Source organism: Gymnodinialimonas sp. JB5-7 (assembly GCF_055693405.1).
Genome location: NZ_JBVFUX010000012.1, coordinates 2,162,839 through 2,179,364 on the forward strand (window position 1 = coordinate 2,162,839; position 16,526 = coordinate 2,179,364).

13 protein-coding genes and 2 pseudogenes are annotated in these 16,526 nt (G+C 61.2%); 8 read left to right on the forward strand and 7 right to left on the reverse strand.

Annotated features, from left to right (window positions below; all coding sequences use genetic code 11):
* The first annotated feature begins 13 nt into the window (after positions 1-13).
* The gene (locus ACZ1HK_RS19650; protein ID WP_472630114.1) at positions 14-436 is read left to right on the forward strand and encodes an Hsp20 family protein; all 423 of its coding nucleotides are present in this window, start codon (positions 14-16) and stop codon (positions 434-436) included.
* On the forward strand, positions 436-657 hold the full coding sequence (locus tag ACZ1HK_RS19655; RefSeq protein ID WP_472630115.1) for a DUF1150 family protein: 222 nt from the start codon (positions 436-438) through the stop codon (positions 655-657). Before ACZ1HK_RS19650 ends, ACZ1HK_RS19655 begins: the two co-directional genes overlap by 1 nt.
* A gap of 23 nt (positions 658-680) precedes the next feature.
* Here the strand turns inward: ACZ1HK_RS19655 and ACZ1HK_RS19660 are convergent, their stop codons facing one another.
* The 4 genes and pseudogenes from ACZ1HK_RS19660 to ACZ1HK_RS19675 form a co-directional block, all read right to left on the reverse strand.
* Positions 681-2,600, reverse strand: a complete 1,920-nt coding sequence (locus tag ACZ1HK_RS19660; RefSeq protein ID WP_472630116.1) for a cation:proton antiporter domain-containing protein — start codon at positions 2,598-2,600, stop codon at positions 681-683.
* A gap of 68 nt (positions 2,601-2,668) precedes the next feature.
* Positions 2,669-3,382 (reverse strand): hypothetical protein, encoded by a 714-nt coding sequence (locus tag ACZ1HK_RS19665; RefSeq protein ID WP_472630117.1) that lies wholly within the window; start codon positions 3,380-3,382, stop codon positions 2,669-2,671.
* 187 nt (positions 3,383-3,569) lie between these two features.
* A complete protein-coding gene (locus tag ACZ1HK_RS19670) occupies positions 3,570-4,346 on the reverse strand; it encodes a methyltransferase domain-containing protein (protein ID WP_472630118.1) in 777 nt (258 codons plus the stop codon).
* A 129-nt stretch (positions 4,347-4,475) separates the two neighbouring features.
* A pseudogene (locus ACZ1HK_RS19675) lies at positions 4,476-6,166 on the reverse strand (NAD+ synthase).
* 160 nt (positions 6,167-6,326) lie between these two features.
* Between ACZ1HK_RS19675 and ACZ1HK_RS19680 the strand changes: the two are divergent.
* Both ACZ1HK_RS19680 and ACZ1HK_RS19685 read left to right on the forward strand, forming a co-directional pair.
* A pseudogene (locus ACZ1HK_RS19680) lies at positions 6,327-7,833 on the forward strand (MORN repeat-containing protein).
* Positions 7,805-8,362 (forward strand): hypothetical protein, encoded by a 558-nt coding sequence (locus ACZ1HK_RS19685; RefSeq protein ID WP_472630119.1) that lies wholly within the window; start codon positions 7,805-7,807, stop codon positions 8,360-8,362. The pseudogene ACZ1HK_RS19680 and the gene ACZ1HK_RS19685 overlap by 29 nt, the downstream one beginning before the upstream one ends.
* 175 nt (positions 8,363-8,537) lie before the next feature.
* Here the strand turns inward: ACZ1HK_RS19685 and ACZ1HK_RS19690 are convergent, their stop codons facing one another.
* Positions 8,538-10,592 (reverse strand): bifunctional sulfate adenylyltransferase/adenylylsulfate kinase, encoded by a 2,055-nt coding sequence (locus ACZ1HK_RS19690; protein WP_472630120.1) that lies wholly within the window; start codon positions 10,590-10,592, stop codon positions 8,538-8,540.
* Between the two features lie 221 nt (positions 10,593-10,813).
* On the opposite strand from ACZ1HK_RS19690, the gene ACZ1HK_RS19695 reads away from it, so the two are divergent.
* Positions 10,814-11,869, forward strand: a complete 1,056-nt coding sequence (locus tag ACZ1HK_RS19695; protein ID WP_472630121.1) for a hypothetical protein — start codon at positions 10,814-10,816, stop codon at positions 11,867-11,869.
* A 13-nt stretch (positions 11,870-11,882) separates the two neighbouring features.
* On the opposite strand, the gene ACZ1HK_RS19700 is transcribed toward ACZ1HK_RS19695, so the two are convergent.
* Together ACZ1HK_RS19700 and trxB are read right to left on the reverse strand one after the other, a co-directional pair.
* Positions 11,883-12,593: a hypothetical protein gene (locus ACZ1HK_RS19700; RefSeq protein WP_472630122.1), complete on the reverse strand. Its 711-nt coding sequence runs from the start codon at positions 12,591-12,593 to the stop codon at positions 11,883-11,885.
* 132 nt (positions 12,594-12,725) lie between these two features.
* Positions 12,726-13,721, reverse strand: a complete 996-nt coding sequence (gene trxB, locus ACZ1HK_RS19705) for a thioredoxin-disulfide reductase (RefSeq protein ID WP_472630123.1) — start codon at positions 13,719-13,721, stop codon at positions 12,726-12,728.
* A gap of 224 nt (positions 13,722-13,945) precedes the next feature.
* Between trxB and ACZ1HK_RS19710 the strand changes: the two genes are divergently transcribed.
* Genes ACZ1HK_RS19710 through ACZ1HK_RS19720 form a run of 3 tightly spaced genes read left to right on the forward strand, consistent with a single transcriptional unit; the run spans position 13,946 to position 16,459 of the window.
* On the forward strand, positions 13,946-14,446 hold the full coding sequence (locus tag ACZ1HK_RS19710) for an Lrp/AsnC family transcriptional regulator (protein WP_472630124.1): 501 nt from the start codon (positions 13,946-13,948) through the stop codon (positions 14,444-14,446).
* 4 nt (positions 14,447-14,450) lie between these two features.
* Positions 14,451-15,914 carry a sulfotransferase gene (locus tag ACZ1HK_RS19715; protein WP_472630125.1) on the forward strand — a complete coding sequence of 488 codons (1,464 nt, stop codon included), beginning with the start codon at positions 14,451-14,453 and terminating at the stop codon, positions 15,912-15,914.
* Positions 15,908-16,459 (forward strand): sulfotransferase family protein, encoded by a 552-nt coding sequence (locus tag ACZ1HK_RS19720; RefSeq protein WP_472630126.1) that lies wholly within the window; start codon positions 15,908-15,910, stop codon positions 16,457-16,459. The genes ACZ1HK_RS19715 and ACZ1HK_RS19720 overlap by 7 nt, the downstream gene beginning before the upstream one ends.
* Positions 16,460-16,526: the final 67 nt, after the last annotated feature.

Below are 16,526 nucleotides of genomic sequence, written 5' to 3' on the forward strand. Positions count from 1 at the left end.
GGATGTGCGCGACATGACAAAACTGACCCTTGCCTCTCACCCCTTCTTGTTGGGGTTCGATCAGTTGGAACGACTGGTGGAACGGACCGCGAAATCCGGCAACGAAGGCTATCCCCCCTACAATATCGAACAGCGCGGCGAACACGCCTACCGCATCACGCTTGCCGTGGCAGGTTTTGCGGAAGAGGATTTGTCGATCACCGTCGAGGACCGCCAATTGGTCATCCGCGGCAAACAGGCCCCCGCAGACGAAGACCGCATCTTCCTGCATCGCGGGATCGCCACCCGGCAGTTCCAGCGCAGTTTTGTGCTGGCTGATGGGGTGGATGTGGCCGGTGCGGCGATGGAACATGGTTTGTTGCATGTCGACCTGAACCGCGCCGTGCCCGAAAGCATTGTCCAGACAATCAAGATCGAAACCGGAGGTGCATCGTGATGACGGAAGACCAGATCAAACAGGATGAGCGGCCGATCGTCTACATCCGCGAAGTGGCCGTGGCCGACCTGCCCGATGAGGTGCAGGAACGCGCGCGGGGGTTAGAGCGGCTCTATGCCATCGGTGGCGCGAATGGCGAGCAGATCGCCCTCGTGAAAGACCGCGATCTTGCTTTCATCGTTGCGCGCCAGAACGACCTTAGCCCCGTGAGCGTCCACTAGTCAGGGTGGCCTAAAACTGGGCCTCAGGTGCTGCCCGACCGGATGGTGGCAATGCGCTCGGCCAGCGCGGCTTCCCAATCGCCGCGCATCTCGTTGACCCGCGCCACATAGGCCTCGTTCTCGTGCGGGGCGACGCCCGGCTCATGGACCTCCGCAATGGCCAGCATCGCCTCGCGGTCATGGTCGTTGAATGCAGCAATGATCCCTTCCGCCGTCTCCCGGCTTTCGCCCATCGCCTCAAAGGCCGACCGCCCCATCCGAAGGGAGCTGTCGTAGGTCTCCCGGATGATGTCCCGGCAGCCCCGATACCAAAGATCGTAGACATGGTCGCGGTCCACGGCGCGACCGATCACATGCAGGTTGGGGTAGGTGGAGGTCGCATATTCCACGATCTGGTCGATCCCTTCGCGATCATCAATCGCAACAATCAGGATATGCGCCTCGGCAATGCCAGCGGCGTTCAGCAGATCCGGACGCCGCGCATCCCCGAAATAGGTCTTGATCCCGAACCGCTCCATGATCTGCAAGCGGCGTGAATTATAGTCGATCACCGTCGTCTTGTGGCCGGCGGCCCGCAGGATACGGTCGATAAGCCCGCCCACACGGCCCGCGCCCGCGATGATGATCTTGCCATCCCCCGGCATATCGTCCGCCTCACGCTCCTCATGGGCCACGAAGCGCGGCGCAATGACCCGGTCGTACAGGATGAACAGGCCGGGGGTCAGCAGCATCGACAAGGCCACAACCAGCAGCAAAATGTCCGACACGGCCTGCGGCATGATCCCACCCGCGACCGTGAACGACAGCAACACGAAACCAAACTCACCCGCCTGAGCCAGGCCAAGCGCCAACAGGTACTTGTCCGACCCGCGAATTTTGAACGCAAAGGCCAGGGCCATCAGTATGACCGCCTTCAAAACGATCAACCCCAACGTCATGCCCAGAACCATGGCGATGTTCTCGCCCAACAGGCCAAAGTTGATCGACGCACCCACGGTCATGAAGAACAGGCCCAACAACAGGCCGCGGAACGGGTCGATGTCACTCTCCAACTCGTGCCGATAGGGAGAGTTCGCCAGAACCACGCCCGCAAGGAACGTGCCAAGCGCCGGTGACAGCCCCACAAGGCTCATCAGCAGCGCGATACCGATCACCAGCATCAACGCGGCGGCGGTGAACAATTCCCGCAGGTTGGCGGCCGAGATGAAGCGGAAGATCGGCCCCGTCAGCACCGATCCAATCCCTAAAACCGCGGCAATCGCGGCCAGGTTCACCAGCGCCGTCTGCCATCCGGTCAGACCATCCACCAGGCTCATCGACGCGCCGTGGTCCCCGTCGCCTTGATCGGCGGTCCCTTGGCCTGCATCGCCATGCCCGGCCTCGGCCTCGGCCCCGTGACCCGCCGCATCCGCCCCCAGATCCATCAACTCCGGCATCGCCAGAAGCGGCAGGAAGGCCAGCATCGGGATCACCGCGATGTCCTGCATCAGCAGGACCGAGAAGCTCCCTTGCCCCCCGTCCGACCGCATCAAGCCCTTTTCGTTCAACGTCTGCAGCACAATCGCGGTCGACGACAACGCCAGCACCATGCCTATGGCCAGGCTGATCTGCCATGGCTGACCAAAGATCATCGCCACCCCCATCACGGCCAGCGTCGTGAGCACAACTTGCCCCCCGCCAAGCCCGAAGAGCTGCCCGCGCATCTCCCACAGCGATTTGGGCTGCAACTCCAGCCCCACCAGGAACAGCATCATCACAACGCCAAATTCCGCGAAATGCTGGATCGAGATCACATCGACCCCCAGCACCGCCAAAAGTGGAGAAATCGCAATCCCCGCAATCAGATAGCCAAGGACCGAGCCAAGCCCCAACCGGCTGGCAATCGGCACGGCAACAACGCCCGCGACAAGGAAGATCGTGGCGAGGAGGAGGAAATCAGTCATGGGAAGGGCACTCCGGTCTGTTAAGTGCATACAGACGCGGGAGACCCCAGAAGGTCAAGGTGGCGCGATTAGCAGACGATCACCGCCGGCTCTTCCAGATCCACGGTCACACCCCGCGCGCGCAATTGAGCAATGACATCGCCATGGCGCTCTGGGTCGAAGGTCAGCATCGAAAACCGGCGCAGGTTCGGCAGGTCCAAAAGCGGCGACAGGTCGGCCACGGTATCATTGTCCAGATGCAGGGCGCGCAGGCCGCGGTGGCGGCCGAGGCCGCTCAGATCCATCTCAGCGCCGACATTGGCAAGGTAAAGCTGCTCCAGCCGTGGCAAGCTGGCGACGAACGACACATCACTCATCCCATAAAAGCCAACGGCCAGCTCGCGCAGACCAGATACCTGCGTCAGCGGCTCCCACGAAGTCGGCGTGATGCCCTGCATGTGGATCAGGCGCAGGTTGCCGAGTCGTGACAGCCCCGAAAGATCACGCACCTGCGTGTCGCCCATATGCAGCTCCCGCAACTGCGCCATCGCGGCGATGTCAGACAGGTTGGCGAGATCCGTGTGCGAGACCATCAGGGCGGTCACATGGCTCAGCGCGTTGAGTTGCGTGTAATCGGCTAATGGCGCGTAATCGAGGCCAAGGGTCGAGCAAGCCTCAACCGCGCAAGTCTCCACCAGACCCTGCCCGTAATCGTAAACGGGAACGGTTTGGCCCACCTGGCAGGCGGCAAGGGTTGTGATAGCGGCGGAGGCGAGGAGGGCGGGGCGCAGGAAGCGGATCATGGATCGGGCCATTTCGATTGAATGAGTTTCCGACATGGTAACATGGCGCAATTCGATTGCGAGGTCTGGAATACCCGCGTTCCGATTTGGGCGTGCTTTGCCGACTTAGTTACAATCCACTGCGTGTCCCAACGCCTTCAAATAAGGTATATGCGTGACCAAGACCGGTAGGTTTTCGGTTCTCTTGCTAGGTTTTTACTGCACTCATTCGATAGTACGTGAGGGAAAAGAAAAAGCGACCTTGCTGCGCAAGTTCCACCTGTTCCTCAAACCAAGCATTTGCATCGCTTTCGGGGACATGACCATTTTCCACCGCATAGCGCGACATCAGATGCATTAGCATGAAAGCGATGCCGTCGGGCCGCAGTGTCACGTCACAGAACGTAAATGGCTCAACTTCAATTGCTGCAAATCCAGCATCTTTCGTAAGTCTAGGCCAAAGCGCGGCGACGCGAGCCTCGGAATAATGATGATCCCAGGCAGCCTGAATACGTTGCATTCTGTCCTCGTCTTCGGAGAACCAGTCCAGTGTGTTGCAACCCGTATCTACGGCGACAAATCTGCCGCCAACGCGCAAAACGCGGTGGGCTTCGCGAATGGCGGACGGAATATCCGGCAGATACTCAAGGACCTGCACCGCGACGGCTTTGTCAGCGGTGCCGTCACGCAACGGCAGTTCGTCGGCCAAACCATTCTTGATCTGCACGGACGGAAATTCAGCGCAGCGGGTCGAAGCAGGGGCACGCATATCTTCACTGGGGTCGACACCGATAACTCGCCCCGTTTTCCCAACGGCTCGGGCGATTTCTTCGGTCAGAAGTCCGTTGCCGCATCCGATATCAACGACGGTATCACCTTCGGATAGATGGAGCGCATCGAATGCCATGCGTCTGCGCCGCGAGACATCGCTTCCCTGGTATGCAACCTCCAGCAGCTTTGTGGTTTCATCATCGAATTTCAGCATAGATCACCTTTGGCGAACGCACGTGAGCATGGGAATCTTGGCCCGGCATCCGTGGATGCCAAAATCCATCGCTGCATTCGATGCTATGAGCTCATACTTGCCCTTCACGACCAAGGCGCAATCTCGCACTCATCCTTCGTCCCGCCACCGGTTCACCACCGGATAGCGCCGATCCAGCCAGAAGGCCCGTTCCGTCAACCTTGCCCCCGGCGCACTCTGGAAGCGCTTGTATTCGCTGAGGTAAATCAACCGCTCTACCTTGCGGACCCACTCAAGATCATAACCCGCAGCGACGACCTCAGCGACCGACCGCTCCTGATCAATCAGCATCTCCAGCATCACGTCCAGATCGGAGTAGGGCGGCAGCGAATCCTCGTCCTTCTGATCCTCGCGCAACTCGGCGGCCGGCGGCTTTTCGATCACCCGCGGCGGGATCACCTCGCCCTCCGGCCCCTTCATCCACTCTCGATGTACACGGTTCCGCCAACGGCACGTCTCAAAGACCCGCGTTTTGTAGAGGTCCTTGATCGGGTTATACCCCCCCGCCATGTCGCCATAAATCGTGGCATAGCCCACCGCGACCTCGGATTTGTTGCCCGTGGTCAGCAGCATGGAGCCGAACTTGTTCGACAAGGCCATCAGCATGACGCCCCGCAGGCGCGACTGGATATTCTCCTCCGTCACGTCCGGCTCCAGCCCCTCGAACAGGCCCGATAGCGACTCCGTCACCGCCTCCCGCGCAGGCGTGATCGGGATCGTGTCCAACCGGCACCCAAGTCGCTCCGCCACATCGCGCGCATCCTCAAGGGACGTCTCGGACGTGTAGCGCGAGGGCAGCATCACACAGTGAACATTCTCCGGCCCAATCGCGTCGCTTGCGATCGTCGCCACGATCGCCGAGTCGATGCCACCCGACAGCCCCAACACAACCTGTTTGAAGCCCGTCTTCCGCAGGTAATCGCCCAAGGCCATCACCATCACGCGATAATCGGCCTCGTACTCATCGGGCAGCGCGGCTTTCTCCCCCTCAACCGCACGCCAGCCGTCCGCCCCACGCTCAAAATCAACGTAGTGCAGCCCCGTCTCGAACTGCGGCGCCTGCACCGCCAGCGCCCCGCCTGGGTTCAACACGAACGACCCGCCATCGAAAACCTGATCGTCCTGCCCGCCCACAAGGTTCACATAGGCCAGCGGCAGCCCTGTATCGACGACCCGGGAGACGATCACCTGATGGCGCACCGCCATCTTCCCGCGATGATAGGGGGAGCCGTTGGGTGACACCAAAATCTCGGCCCCGGACTCCTGCAGCGTCTCGCAGACATCCTCGAACCAGGCATCCTCGCAAATCGGGATACCCACCCGCACGCCACCAACCGAAACCGGGCCTTGCAGATCGCCGGGATGGTAATACCGCACCTCGTCAAAGACTGCGTAATTGGGCAGCTCGTGCTTCAGCACCTTGGCCTTCACAACCCCGCCTTCGCAGACATAATAGGCGTTATACGGGCTACCCGCCCCCACATCGGCCCGCCCTTTGCGTCCCCGTCACCCCACCAGGGCCCGCCGATCCCGAACGCCGGACCATCGGCACACCGCGCCGCCAGCGCGCCGATCACACGCTCCACATCCTGCGCGAAGGCCGGCTTCATCACCAGATCCAGCAGTTGATAGCCCGTGGCGAACATTTCCGGGAAGGCCACGAAATCCGCCCCCTCAGCCTTGGCCGCCTCCCATGCCGCAAACGCCTTCTCGGCATTGCCCGCAAGGTCGCCCACGGTGGCATTCAACTGTGCCATGCACAAACGGAACGTATCGGACATCACGCCCTCCAGAGCCTGTCTGCCCCTGACATATCAACTCTGCGCCCGAGGCCAAGCGTCAACCTGCCGAAGCAAATGGTTAAAGACATTGCCACAACGCGCTGCCTCCCCTAGCTTTGCGGGCGAAAATGAACATCTCCGATCAAGGGAGGGTGCGGGAATGAAACAGGCAATCTTCGCAGCGGCACTTATCGCCGCCACGGGCATGGCGCAGGCGCAGGAAAGCGGCGAGACCACAACCGACATCCAGCAATACGACAATGGCGGTATCTACGAAGGTGAATTCCGCAACGGCGTTCAGCACGGCACCGGCACCTACCGCCTGCCAAATGGCTACACCTATACCGGCACCTGGGTGGATGGTGAAATCCGCGGCGCGGGCACCGCAACCTTCCCTGACCAATCCGTCTATGTCGGCAATTTCGTCGCCGGGCGCCCCCAGGGCGAGGGCACCATCACCTTCGCCGATGGCTCCACCTATGAAGGCGAATGGAATGAGGGCCGGATTGAAGGCACCGGCACAGCCACTTATTCCAACGGCGTCACCTATACCGGCCAGTTCCGCAATGCGCTGCATCACGGCAACGGCGTGATGACCGGGCCCAACGGCTATCGCTATGACGGTCAATGGCAGGACGGCCTGAAGCATGGCACCGGGTCCATCACCTATCCCGATGGCGCGACCTATACGGGCCAGTTCGCGGCCGGTGTTCGGTCTGGAACCGGACGGCTCGGAGATGGCGGACGGCGTGGTTTATGAGGGCCAATGGGCCGAAGGTCAGATCAACGGCACCGGCACGCTCACCCAACCCAATGGCGATGTCTACGTTGGCGCGCTCGTCAACGGCCAGCGCCAGGGGCAAGGCCGCGTGACCTATGAGAACGGCGATGTCTATGAGGGTGCCTTCGCGAATGATCGTCGCCACGGCGCAGGCACGTTCACCGGCGTCGATGGCTATGTCTATGTCGGCGCATGGGTCGAAGGCTCGATCCAGGGCGAAGGCCGCGTCACCTATCCCGACGGCTCGGTGTATGAGGGCATGTTCCGCAACGACCTCGCCCACGGAACCGGAACCATCACCTATCCCAACGGCTCCAGCTATACCGGCGGTTGGGTCGATGGTGTGATCCAGGGCGCGGGCGTCGCGCGCTATGCCAATGGCCTCGTCTATGACGGCAACTTCCTCAATGCGCGTCAGCACGGCCAAGGCACGATGACCCACCCCGACGGCTACCGCTATCAGGGCCAGTGGGAAGAGGGTCTGCGCCACGGCCAAGGTGTGGCCACCTATGCAGACGGTACTGTCTACGAAGGCACATTTGAGGCCGGGCAGCGCGAAGGCACGGGAACTCTGACCATGCCCGACGGCTTCACCTACACGGGCGCCTGGGATGATGGAGAGATCAATGGCGCCGGCACAGCCACCTATTCCAATGGCGATGTCTATACCGGCACCTTCGTCAATGGCCGCCGTCAGGGCGCGGGCACGATGACCTACGCGACTGGCGAAGTGCTGGAGACAGAGTGGGAAAACGGCCTGCCCACCGACGGGAATGCCCCCGCCGTCGCGGATGAGCCCGATACTGGCGAAGTCGGCCCGGGTGAGACCGGCGCAGACGCAGAAGCGGCGGCAGAGGATGGCGAAGCGACAGAAACGGACCAATAACGTGGCCATTCCGCATCTAGGCGGTCTCTCACGACCCTTGATTGCGTTGCTGATCGCGCTGCTTCTGCCTGCGCAAACACAAGCCCAAGATGACCAGCGGTACGCCGCATTGATCCTCGGCTCAGTCCACTTTGGCGTGGACCTCAACGACTTTAATCTCGGTCTGCTGATCGGCCATCGCTGGCAGCGCGGGGAGGGCGGTTTTGAATACCACCTCGAAGGGGGCGTGTTCTACAACAGCTATGAAGAGGTCGCGCCTATCCTGATGGGCGGTGTCTCTTATCAGTTGGCCGAGCTGGGGTCGTTCAACCTGCGCGGTGGGGTCAGTGCGGGGACCGGGTATTACGGTGCCTTGGCCCCAACGCTTGAGCGTGACTATGGCATCCCGAATGTCGAAGGGTTCATCCCGCTCGTCGCGGCCTCGCTCGCGCTGCGCGATACGCGCCGGCCGGTGGAATATCGTCTGACCGCATTGCCCGGCGACGCAGGCATAGGCGTTCTCAACCTGTCGGTCGCTTTCGATTTCTGAGCGGTAGATGTGACCATCTGGTCAGGTTTGCTCTGCTGCCGGGCAGCACGGCCAAACTCTGACCATTTGGACGCATTTTTCCGGGAAATTGTGACCAGATGGACGCAACTGTGACCAACTGGTCAGGGTTTGCGGGGCAAGACATCGCCCCGCAATCTGGTCGTTTCGGGTTCGATCAGGCTGCGATCAGGCCCATGCTCTCCAGTTTCAAGAGCACCTGTTGCGCGCAATAGTCGACGTCCACACTCTCGGTATCGACCACCAGTTCGGCGTTTGTGGGGGCCTCGTAAGGGTCTGAAATCCCGGTGAATTCCTTGATCTTGCCCTCGCGCGCCAGCTTGTAGAGCCCCTTGCGGTCGCGCCGTTCGCATTCCTCAATCGACGTCGCGACATGGACTTCCACAAACGCGCCAAACTGCTCAATCTCTTCGCGAACAGCCCGCCGCGTCGCCGTGTAAGGCGCAATCGGCGCACAGATCGCAATGCCGCCATTTTTGGTGATTTCCGAGGCGACATATCCAATGCGGCGGATGTTTAAGTCCCTGTGTTCTTTGGAAAATCCAAGCTCACTCGACAGGTTCTTGCGCACAACGTCCCCATCCAGCAACGTCACCGGGCGGCCGCCCTGTTCCATCAATTTGACCATGATGGCGTTGGCGATCGTCGATTTCCCCGAGCCAGAAAGACCGGTGAAAAAGACAGTGAACCCTTGCTGCGAACGCGGCGGCGAGGTGCGGCGCAGCTCTTTGACCACTTCGGGGAACGAAAACCACTCCGGGATCTCCAGGCCTTCGCGCAGACGGCGGCGCAGCTCTGTCCCGGAAATGTTTAGAATCGTTACGTTTTCCCGATCCGCGATCTCGTCGTTCGGCTCGTACTGGGCGCGCTCCTGCACATAAACCATGTGCTTGAAGTCGACCATTTCGATGCCGATTTCGTCTTGATGCTGCCGGAACAGGTCCTGCGCATCATATGGCCCGTAAAAGTCCTCGCCCGCCGAATTCTTGCCCGGCCCGGCATGGTCGCGACCGACGATCATATGCGTACAGCCATGATTTCGCCGGATAATTCCGTGCCAGACCGCTTCGCGCGGACCGGCCATGCGCATGGCGAGGTTCAGAAGGCTCATCGTTGTGGTGGCCGCCGGATACTTATCCAAAACAGCCTCATAGCAGCGCACGCGAGTGAAATGATCCACATCGCCGGGCTTCGTCATGCCCACAACGGGATGGATCAGCAAGTTGGCCTGCGCCTCTTTCGCGGCGCGGAAGGTCAGTTCCTGATGCGCGCGGTGCAGCGGATTGCGGGTCTGAAACGCGACAACGCGGCGCCAGCCGAGCTTGCGGAAATAGGCGCGTAGTTCGTTCGGTGTATCGCGGCGGGCGCGGAAATCATAGTGAACGGGCTGCTGGATACCGGTGATCGCGCCGCCCAGATAGATCGGGCCAGCGACGTTATGCAGGTAATTCACGGCCGGATGGGCGACATCGTCAGCACCGTAAACCTTGACCGCTTCGCGCGCCTTGTCGGGGCTCCACTTGTCCGAGATCGACAGGATGGCGAGTATGACGCCCTCGGCATCACGCAGCGCGATGTCTTGGCCTTCTTCGACGCTGGCCGCAAATGCCTCTGACACATCCAACGTGATGGGCATCGGCCAAAGTGCGCCATCTGCGGTGCGCATGTTTTCAACGACGCCGTCGTAATCTTCCTTTCCCATGAACCCCTTAAGTGGGTTGAACCCGCCATTCATGAGCAGTTCGAGGTCGCAGACCTGGCGCTGGGTCAGATCCCAACTTGGAAGCTCGGCGGCCTCCATCTTCAGTTTCTGGGCGCTGTCGTACGAGACGTAGAGTTCCGGGATCGGAGCGTGGAGCGGCATAGCCATGGTTGCGGTCCTTTTGGCGGGAGAGAGCGTGGCGCCGGTGCCGGTTAACTCGGCATGAAGCGCGTTATATTCAGCGCGTTTGCGCGCGAGGAAATCATCGACAAGGCGCGCTTTTTCGGCGGCCCCTTTTTGGGTGAGGGCGTAGGCGACCTTCTGACGCCGATCCGTGCTGTCACGGTCAACGATCTGGACCAGCCCATCTTGTGTGGCAGCACGTAACACCGTGTTCAGGCCGCCAAGGCTGATGCCAAGGGCCTGCGCCGTTGCGCGTTGCGATCCCTGCGGTGCGACATCTATCTGACGCAACAACCGGAACAGCAGATCTGTGTCAGGCATCGACATGCAGGGACGTCTCAAACAGGGTGGAGGGTTTGTTCATGTGTGAACGCATATACAAGACCCAACCCCGTGGGAAGATGTTTGTTCAAGTTTGAACGATTTGTTTTCGATTTGAGAACACTCGCCAAAATTCGTGGCGAAATTGCCGCAAATCCCACCAGGCGAGGCATTTTTCCCGACGCTTGCCCATGCTTTGTTAACGGCCTTCAGCGATAGCTTCCCAAATGATTGAGGAACTGATCCTTCATATTGGCATGCCGAAGACTGGCACCACATCCATCCAGCGTGCGTTGAGTGCAGCGCGTGGTGGTCGGGATTGGACCTACCTTGACCTCAACCCACCGCATTCCGCCAACCCGGTGATCCTAAGGGCCCATGGCGGCGTCTCACCCGTTGCGACACATCCGGGGCCGCGTGGCGCGCAATCTCCGGCTGCGGCGCGGGCGCATCTGGAAAACGCACTCAAGGCGGTGCGAACGCCCCGCGCGATCCTGTCGGCGGAGGTCATGGTGCGGCTTCCACCCGCCGCGGTTGCCAATTTGCTGGCGCATCTTTCCAAGCATGCAAAGACGTTGAGTGCGATTGCGTATATCAGGCCGCCTTATTCCTTCATCACCTCCTACACTCAGCAATTCTACAAGACGTCCTACGCGCCTTTGGCTGATGTGATCCGGCGCGCACACCGCCCGATCGCCGCCGACATCACAATGTGGGACCATGCGTTGGGCCAGGACAATATGAGGCTGTTTCCCTTTGTGCGCGACACTTTTGCCGCAGGGTCCGTCGTTCAGCACTTTGCAGAGACCCTTGATCTGGGTGCCCTGCCGGAACATCCAACCAACGCTAATGTAAGCCTTGGGGATGAGGCCACGCGCCTGTTGGTCCTGTTTCGGCGGTACAATGCGATGCGCCATCCCAGGGACGGGCGCATATTGCATCGCTTGGCGAAGGTGCAAGGGCGGCCGTTTCAGCTTCACCCCGGTTGTCTGCTGGACGCCGCCGATATGGTTGAAGCGACGCAGGATTGGGCGAAATCCCGGATGGGATGGTCGATCAAGGAACCCCTGCCGGAACATCATAACCGCGCTGTTCGATGTGATGTGGATTTCGAAGACCTGCTGCCCGACAGCCTAAGCTGGTTGGCAGAGCAGACCGGTTGGCCAACCAGCACATTGCAGACCGATCCGAGTGCCGTCGCTGATGCCGTGCGCACCCTGCGCGATCGCCCAACGGGGCAAAGCAGGGTGGGCCGCATTGCCAAACGTCTGCGTTTGGCGTGATGGACATCGACCGTTAGCTGATGGGGGTGAGTTCGTCGCCCGTTGTCTGGCCCTCAAAGAACTCGACCTCAGTCACGCCCGGATGGCCGGGGTCGGACCGGTTGAAACCGCCGCGATTGACCGCAACACTCGTTGTGCCGCCCGCGATTGTGCCGGCATTGCCGCCTGCAAGACTTGCGGCCTGGAACGAGGACTGGTCAACCAGATCGCCGTTCACATAGAGGGCCAGCCCGCCGTCCGCGTTCATCGAGCCTTCGATGGTATGGGTGCCTTCCGTGACTTGCCAAGCTGCCTCGCCACGCGACGCACTCTCGCCAAAATTACCACCGCTTCCCGCCTGCAGGTAAAGCATGCCGTCATGCTGATACATGATAAAGCCACGGCCCGTGCCGCCTGCTTCGAAGATGATCCCTTCGTCGCCCACGCCGAACGCCACCTCGGTGGAGAAGGACAGCTGGTCGACATTCGCGAATTCGGTGGAGGTTTGTCCGGGCGTGTCCCACAGCGCAGTCTGCGTCATCGCAGCGGTTGCGGCGACAAAGCCAAATGTGGTCGAGATCTGCAGGTTGGCCAGCGAATTCGCCACGTCGGTCGAGAGGTTTTCAACCCCGCTCGATACGACTGAGGCCGTTGCAAGCCCAAGGCCCACCAGGCCCCCGGTCAGGACGACCCAATCGACTGCGACGGCACCGTCTTCTGACGACAAGAAACTCCGAATACACATAACTCAACTCCACTTGGTGTTCGCGGCTGAGATAAGGTTATCGTTACGTAAAGCGGCGCAAATGCGGAGACAATCGGCCGAATTGTGTGAAAATATTGTGTCGTGCGTTTGTTGCAGCTTTCGGCTCGGGCTTCATTCTGCCGCGTCAACCGGGGCAGCATAGGCCCCTGCATCGGTGGTCTCTTCGCCTTCCGCCTCAGCCAGGAATTTTTCGGCGTCGAGCGCGGCCATGCAGCCCATCCCGGCGCTTGTCACGGCCTGACGGTAGACGTGGTCGGTCAGGTCGCCGGCGGCGAAGACGCCAGGGATCGACGTCTTCGTCGTGCCGGGCTGCACTTTGACATAGCCGCCATTGTGCATTTCCAGCTGGTCCTTGACCAATTCGGTCGCAGGCGCATGTCCGATGGCCACAAAGAAGCCCTTGCATGGGATTTCCGTGATATCGCCCGTCTCCACATGTTTGGCGCGGATGCCTTCGACCCCGCGCGGCTCATGCGCGCCCACGACTTCTTCCACCTCATGGTTCCACAGAACTTCAACCTTGGGGTTCTTGAACAAGCGATCCTGCATGATCTTTTCGGCGCGCAGGCTGTCGCGGCGGTGGATGAGCGTGACCTTCGACGCGAAATTGGTCAGGAACAACGCCTCTTCGACGGCTGTGTTGCCGCCGCCGACCACGACGATCTCCTGTCCGCGATAGAAAAACCCGTCGCAGGTTGCGCAGGCACTTACGCCGAAGCCTTTGAAATGCTCTTCACTCGGTAGCCCAAGCCATTTTGCCTGCGCGCCTGTCGCAAGGACCACGGAGTCGGCGGTGTAGGTTGTGCCGCTGTCGCCCATCGCCTTGAACGGGCGCGTGCCGAGGTCGAGAGAGTTGATGTGGTCGCCGATAATTTCGGTGCCCATCTCTTTGGCGTGCGCTTCCATGCGAACCATCAGATCGGGGCCCATGACCGAATTGTCACCCGGCCAATTCTCCACATCGGTGGTGATGGTCAGCTGGCCACCCGGCTGGATGCCCTGCACAAGGATCGGTTCCAACATCGCGCGGCTGGCGTAGACTCCGGCTGTGTATCCAGCAGGCCCGGAGCCAATGATCAAAAGGCGGGTATGGCGTGTGTCGGTCATTGCAAAGGTCCCCGGGCAGCATCCGTTCACGACGATATACGCGCGGTGCTAAGGGGATGAAAGCCCCGCTGGCGCACGGTTGCGCGAGTTGCGTCTGCGCCCTGATCTTCGCCAATCGTTTCACATGTGAGCTATTCCATTTCTTGCGCAGCTGTGAAATAAAGTTGCGCAACAGACGCATATTGCGGTTCATCTGAAAATGACCGCCACGGAGCACGACCAAAATGCAAAGCGCAAAACTGGACCCGATCGACCGTAAAATCCTTGCCGAATTGCAGGAAGACGGGCGCATGACCAACGTGGAGCTCGCCAAACGGGTCGGCATTTCAGCACCGCCCTGCCTGCGCCGGGTGCGGACGCTGGAAGAGGCGGGCTTTATCAAAGGCTACCATGCAGATGTCGATGCCCGCCAACTGGGGTTTGAGGTGCAGGTCTTTGCCATGGTCGGCCTTGTCAGTCAGGCCGAGGCTGATCTTGTGGCGTTTGAGGCGCGTTGCAATGGCTGGCCGCTCGTCCGGGAATGCCACATGCTGAACGGCGAGATTGACTTCATTCTGAAATGCGTGGCGCCCGACTTGTCGTCATTCCAGTCCTTCCTGACGGCCGAATTGACCTCGGCGCCGAACGTCGCCTCGGTCCGGACCTCGCTGGTGATCCGGGGTGCGAAAGACACGCCCGGGGTCCCGTTTGATGTGATGGAAGATCGCCTGGCGCAAACGGCCTAAGCCCATGCCACCTGTTGATCTAACGGCGCTTTACCGGGACGGTTTGGCGCATCAGCAAGCTGGTCGGGTGGCAGAGGCTGTGGCGATCTATGACCACATTCTGTCGCTTAAACCCGACATTGCGGAAGTGCTGTTCCAAAAGGGGCGCTGCCTGTCTGACCAGCCCGCCGAGGCGGAGGGGCTGTTTCGCAAGGCGTTGAAGCTGAAGCCGAAAGAGCCCGCCATCTGGCAAGGCCTGCACGCGGTGCAGACGGGCCCGGCGCGCGCAAAGTTGGAAGCGCAAGCGCACAAGGCTGGCATTGTGGTCGGATCCGAGAAGGACATGGCCAAGGTGCAACGGCTTTGGCGCAATGGCGAGGAGGCCGCGGCCGAGGCGGAGGCACTGCGTCTGACGAAGGCCGCTCCACAAGCCTTCTGGCCGGTCTATACGCTTGGCCTGATCCGTGAGGGTGCTGCAGCCGTCGCACCGCTGGAAGCGGCGCATGCGCGCGATCCATCCCATGTCGGGGCGCGATTGGCCCTGGCGCGGGCGGCGCTTGCGGCGGGGCAGATCGGGCGGGTTGAAACGCTGCTGTTCGCACCTGATTTGCCCCCGGCGGCCTTGGTCATCCGGGCGCAAATGCTCCGTGAAACCGCGCTGCCGGATGTCGCAGCCGACCTGTTGGCCGATGCGCACCCCGAAGACAAGGCATGGCAGGTAGAGCTTGCTCTGTGCTCGGCGGCAGCCTCACGGGGGGACGCCGCGAAGGCCGCTCTTTCACGGGCCATCTCCGCAGGCGCGCCGCGTATCGCGACGACGCGCCGTGTCGCGATGCTGGCCGAAGCAGCAGGCGACGTTGCGACGGCGGAGTCCCTGATCGAAGCCGCGGCGGATCATGCGCCCAATGCCCTGATCCTCACTCACCGCGCCCAACTGCGTCAATCCGCGGGGGATCTTGCGGGGGCTGAGGCGGACCTTGATGCGGCATTGGCGTTGGATGCTACAAATGGGGAGGCGTTTCGCGCTTTTGCCAATGGGCGAAAGGTAACGTCTGACGCGCCGCTTGTTGGGCGGCTGGAACAAGCGCTGGCTGCGCCGCACGTCGCAGCGAGCGATCGTGCGGGACTGCTGTTCGCCGCCGCAAAATGTGCGGCGGACCTTGGTCGGCACGATCAGGTCATGGACCTCCTTCACCGGGCCAACAGGTTGACGGCAAAGGCCTTTCCTTATGGGTTTGAAGCCGATCTCGCCGCGGCAAAGGCCCTTGTTGCCGACTGGCACGCGCTTGAACCGATCAGGCCTGACGGGCCCACGGCGCCCGTGGTTTTTGTCACCGGCCTGCCGCGTTCCGGCACCACGCTGGTTGAAACCATTCTCGCTGCCCACCCGCAGGTGGGCGCTGGGGGGAAATGGCGTTTCTCGGCCAAGCCCTTGCCCCGACCATGGATTTGCTCCGCCGTGAAGGACGGGCGGACGCCGACATGCTGACCCAAGCGGGCAACCGCTACCTCACCTTGGCGGGGCGCTGCACCGGACAACCGGGCGTCATTGTCGACAAGGCAATCTCGACCTTTTCGCGCATGGGGCATGCCTTGCGCGCGCTGCCGGGCGCCCATTTTGTGCATGTCACCCGAGACCCGCGTGACGTCGGGCTGTCGCTTTACCGCAATCGGTTCCCGGATGGTCTGCACCGCTACGCCTACGATCTGGCCGCGATGGGGCGCTATATTCGCCTGCATGACGCGATCACTGATTTTTGGAGCCGCGCGTTGAACGACCGCGTCTACAGGATTTCGTACGAGGCGCTGACAGCGGAGCCTGAGGTGCAGATCCGCGCGCTTTTGAAAGCTGTCAATTTGCCATGGGACCCGGCATGCCTTGCACCGCAAGACAGCGACCGTCGCATCCAGACGCTCAGCTTTGCGCAAGCGCGTGAACCGATTGGCAGAGCCGCCGTTGCCGGGTGGGAGCGCCACGCAGATGAACTTGCGCCGCTGATCAAGGCCCTGGAAGAGCCCGTCGACTTGGATTAACCGCGCCTGAGAAGGCTCGATCCTGTGGCTGGCAAAACAAAAGGCGGCCATTCTGGCCGCCTTTGCA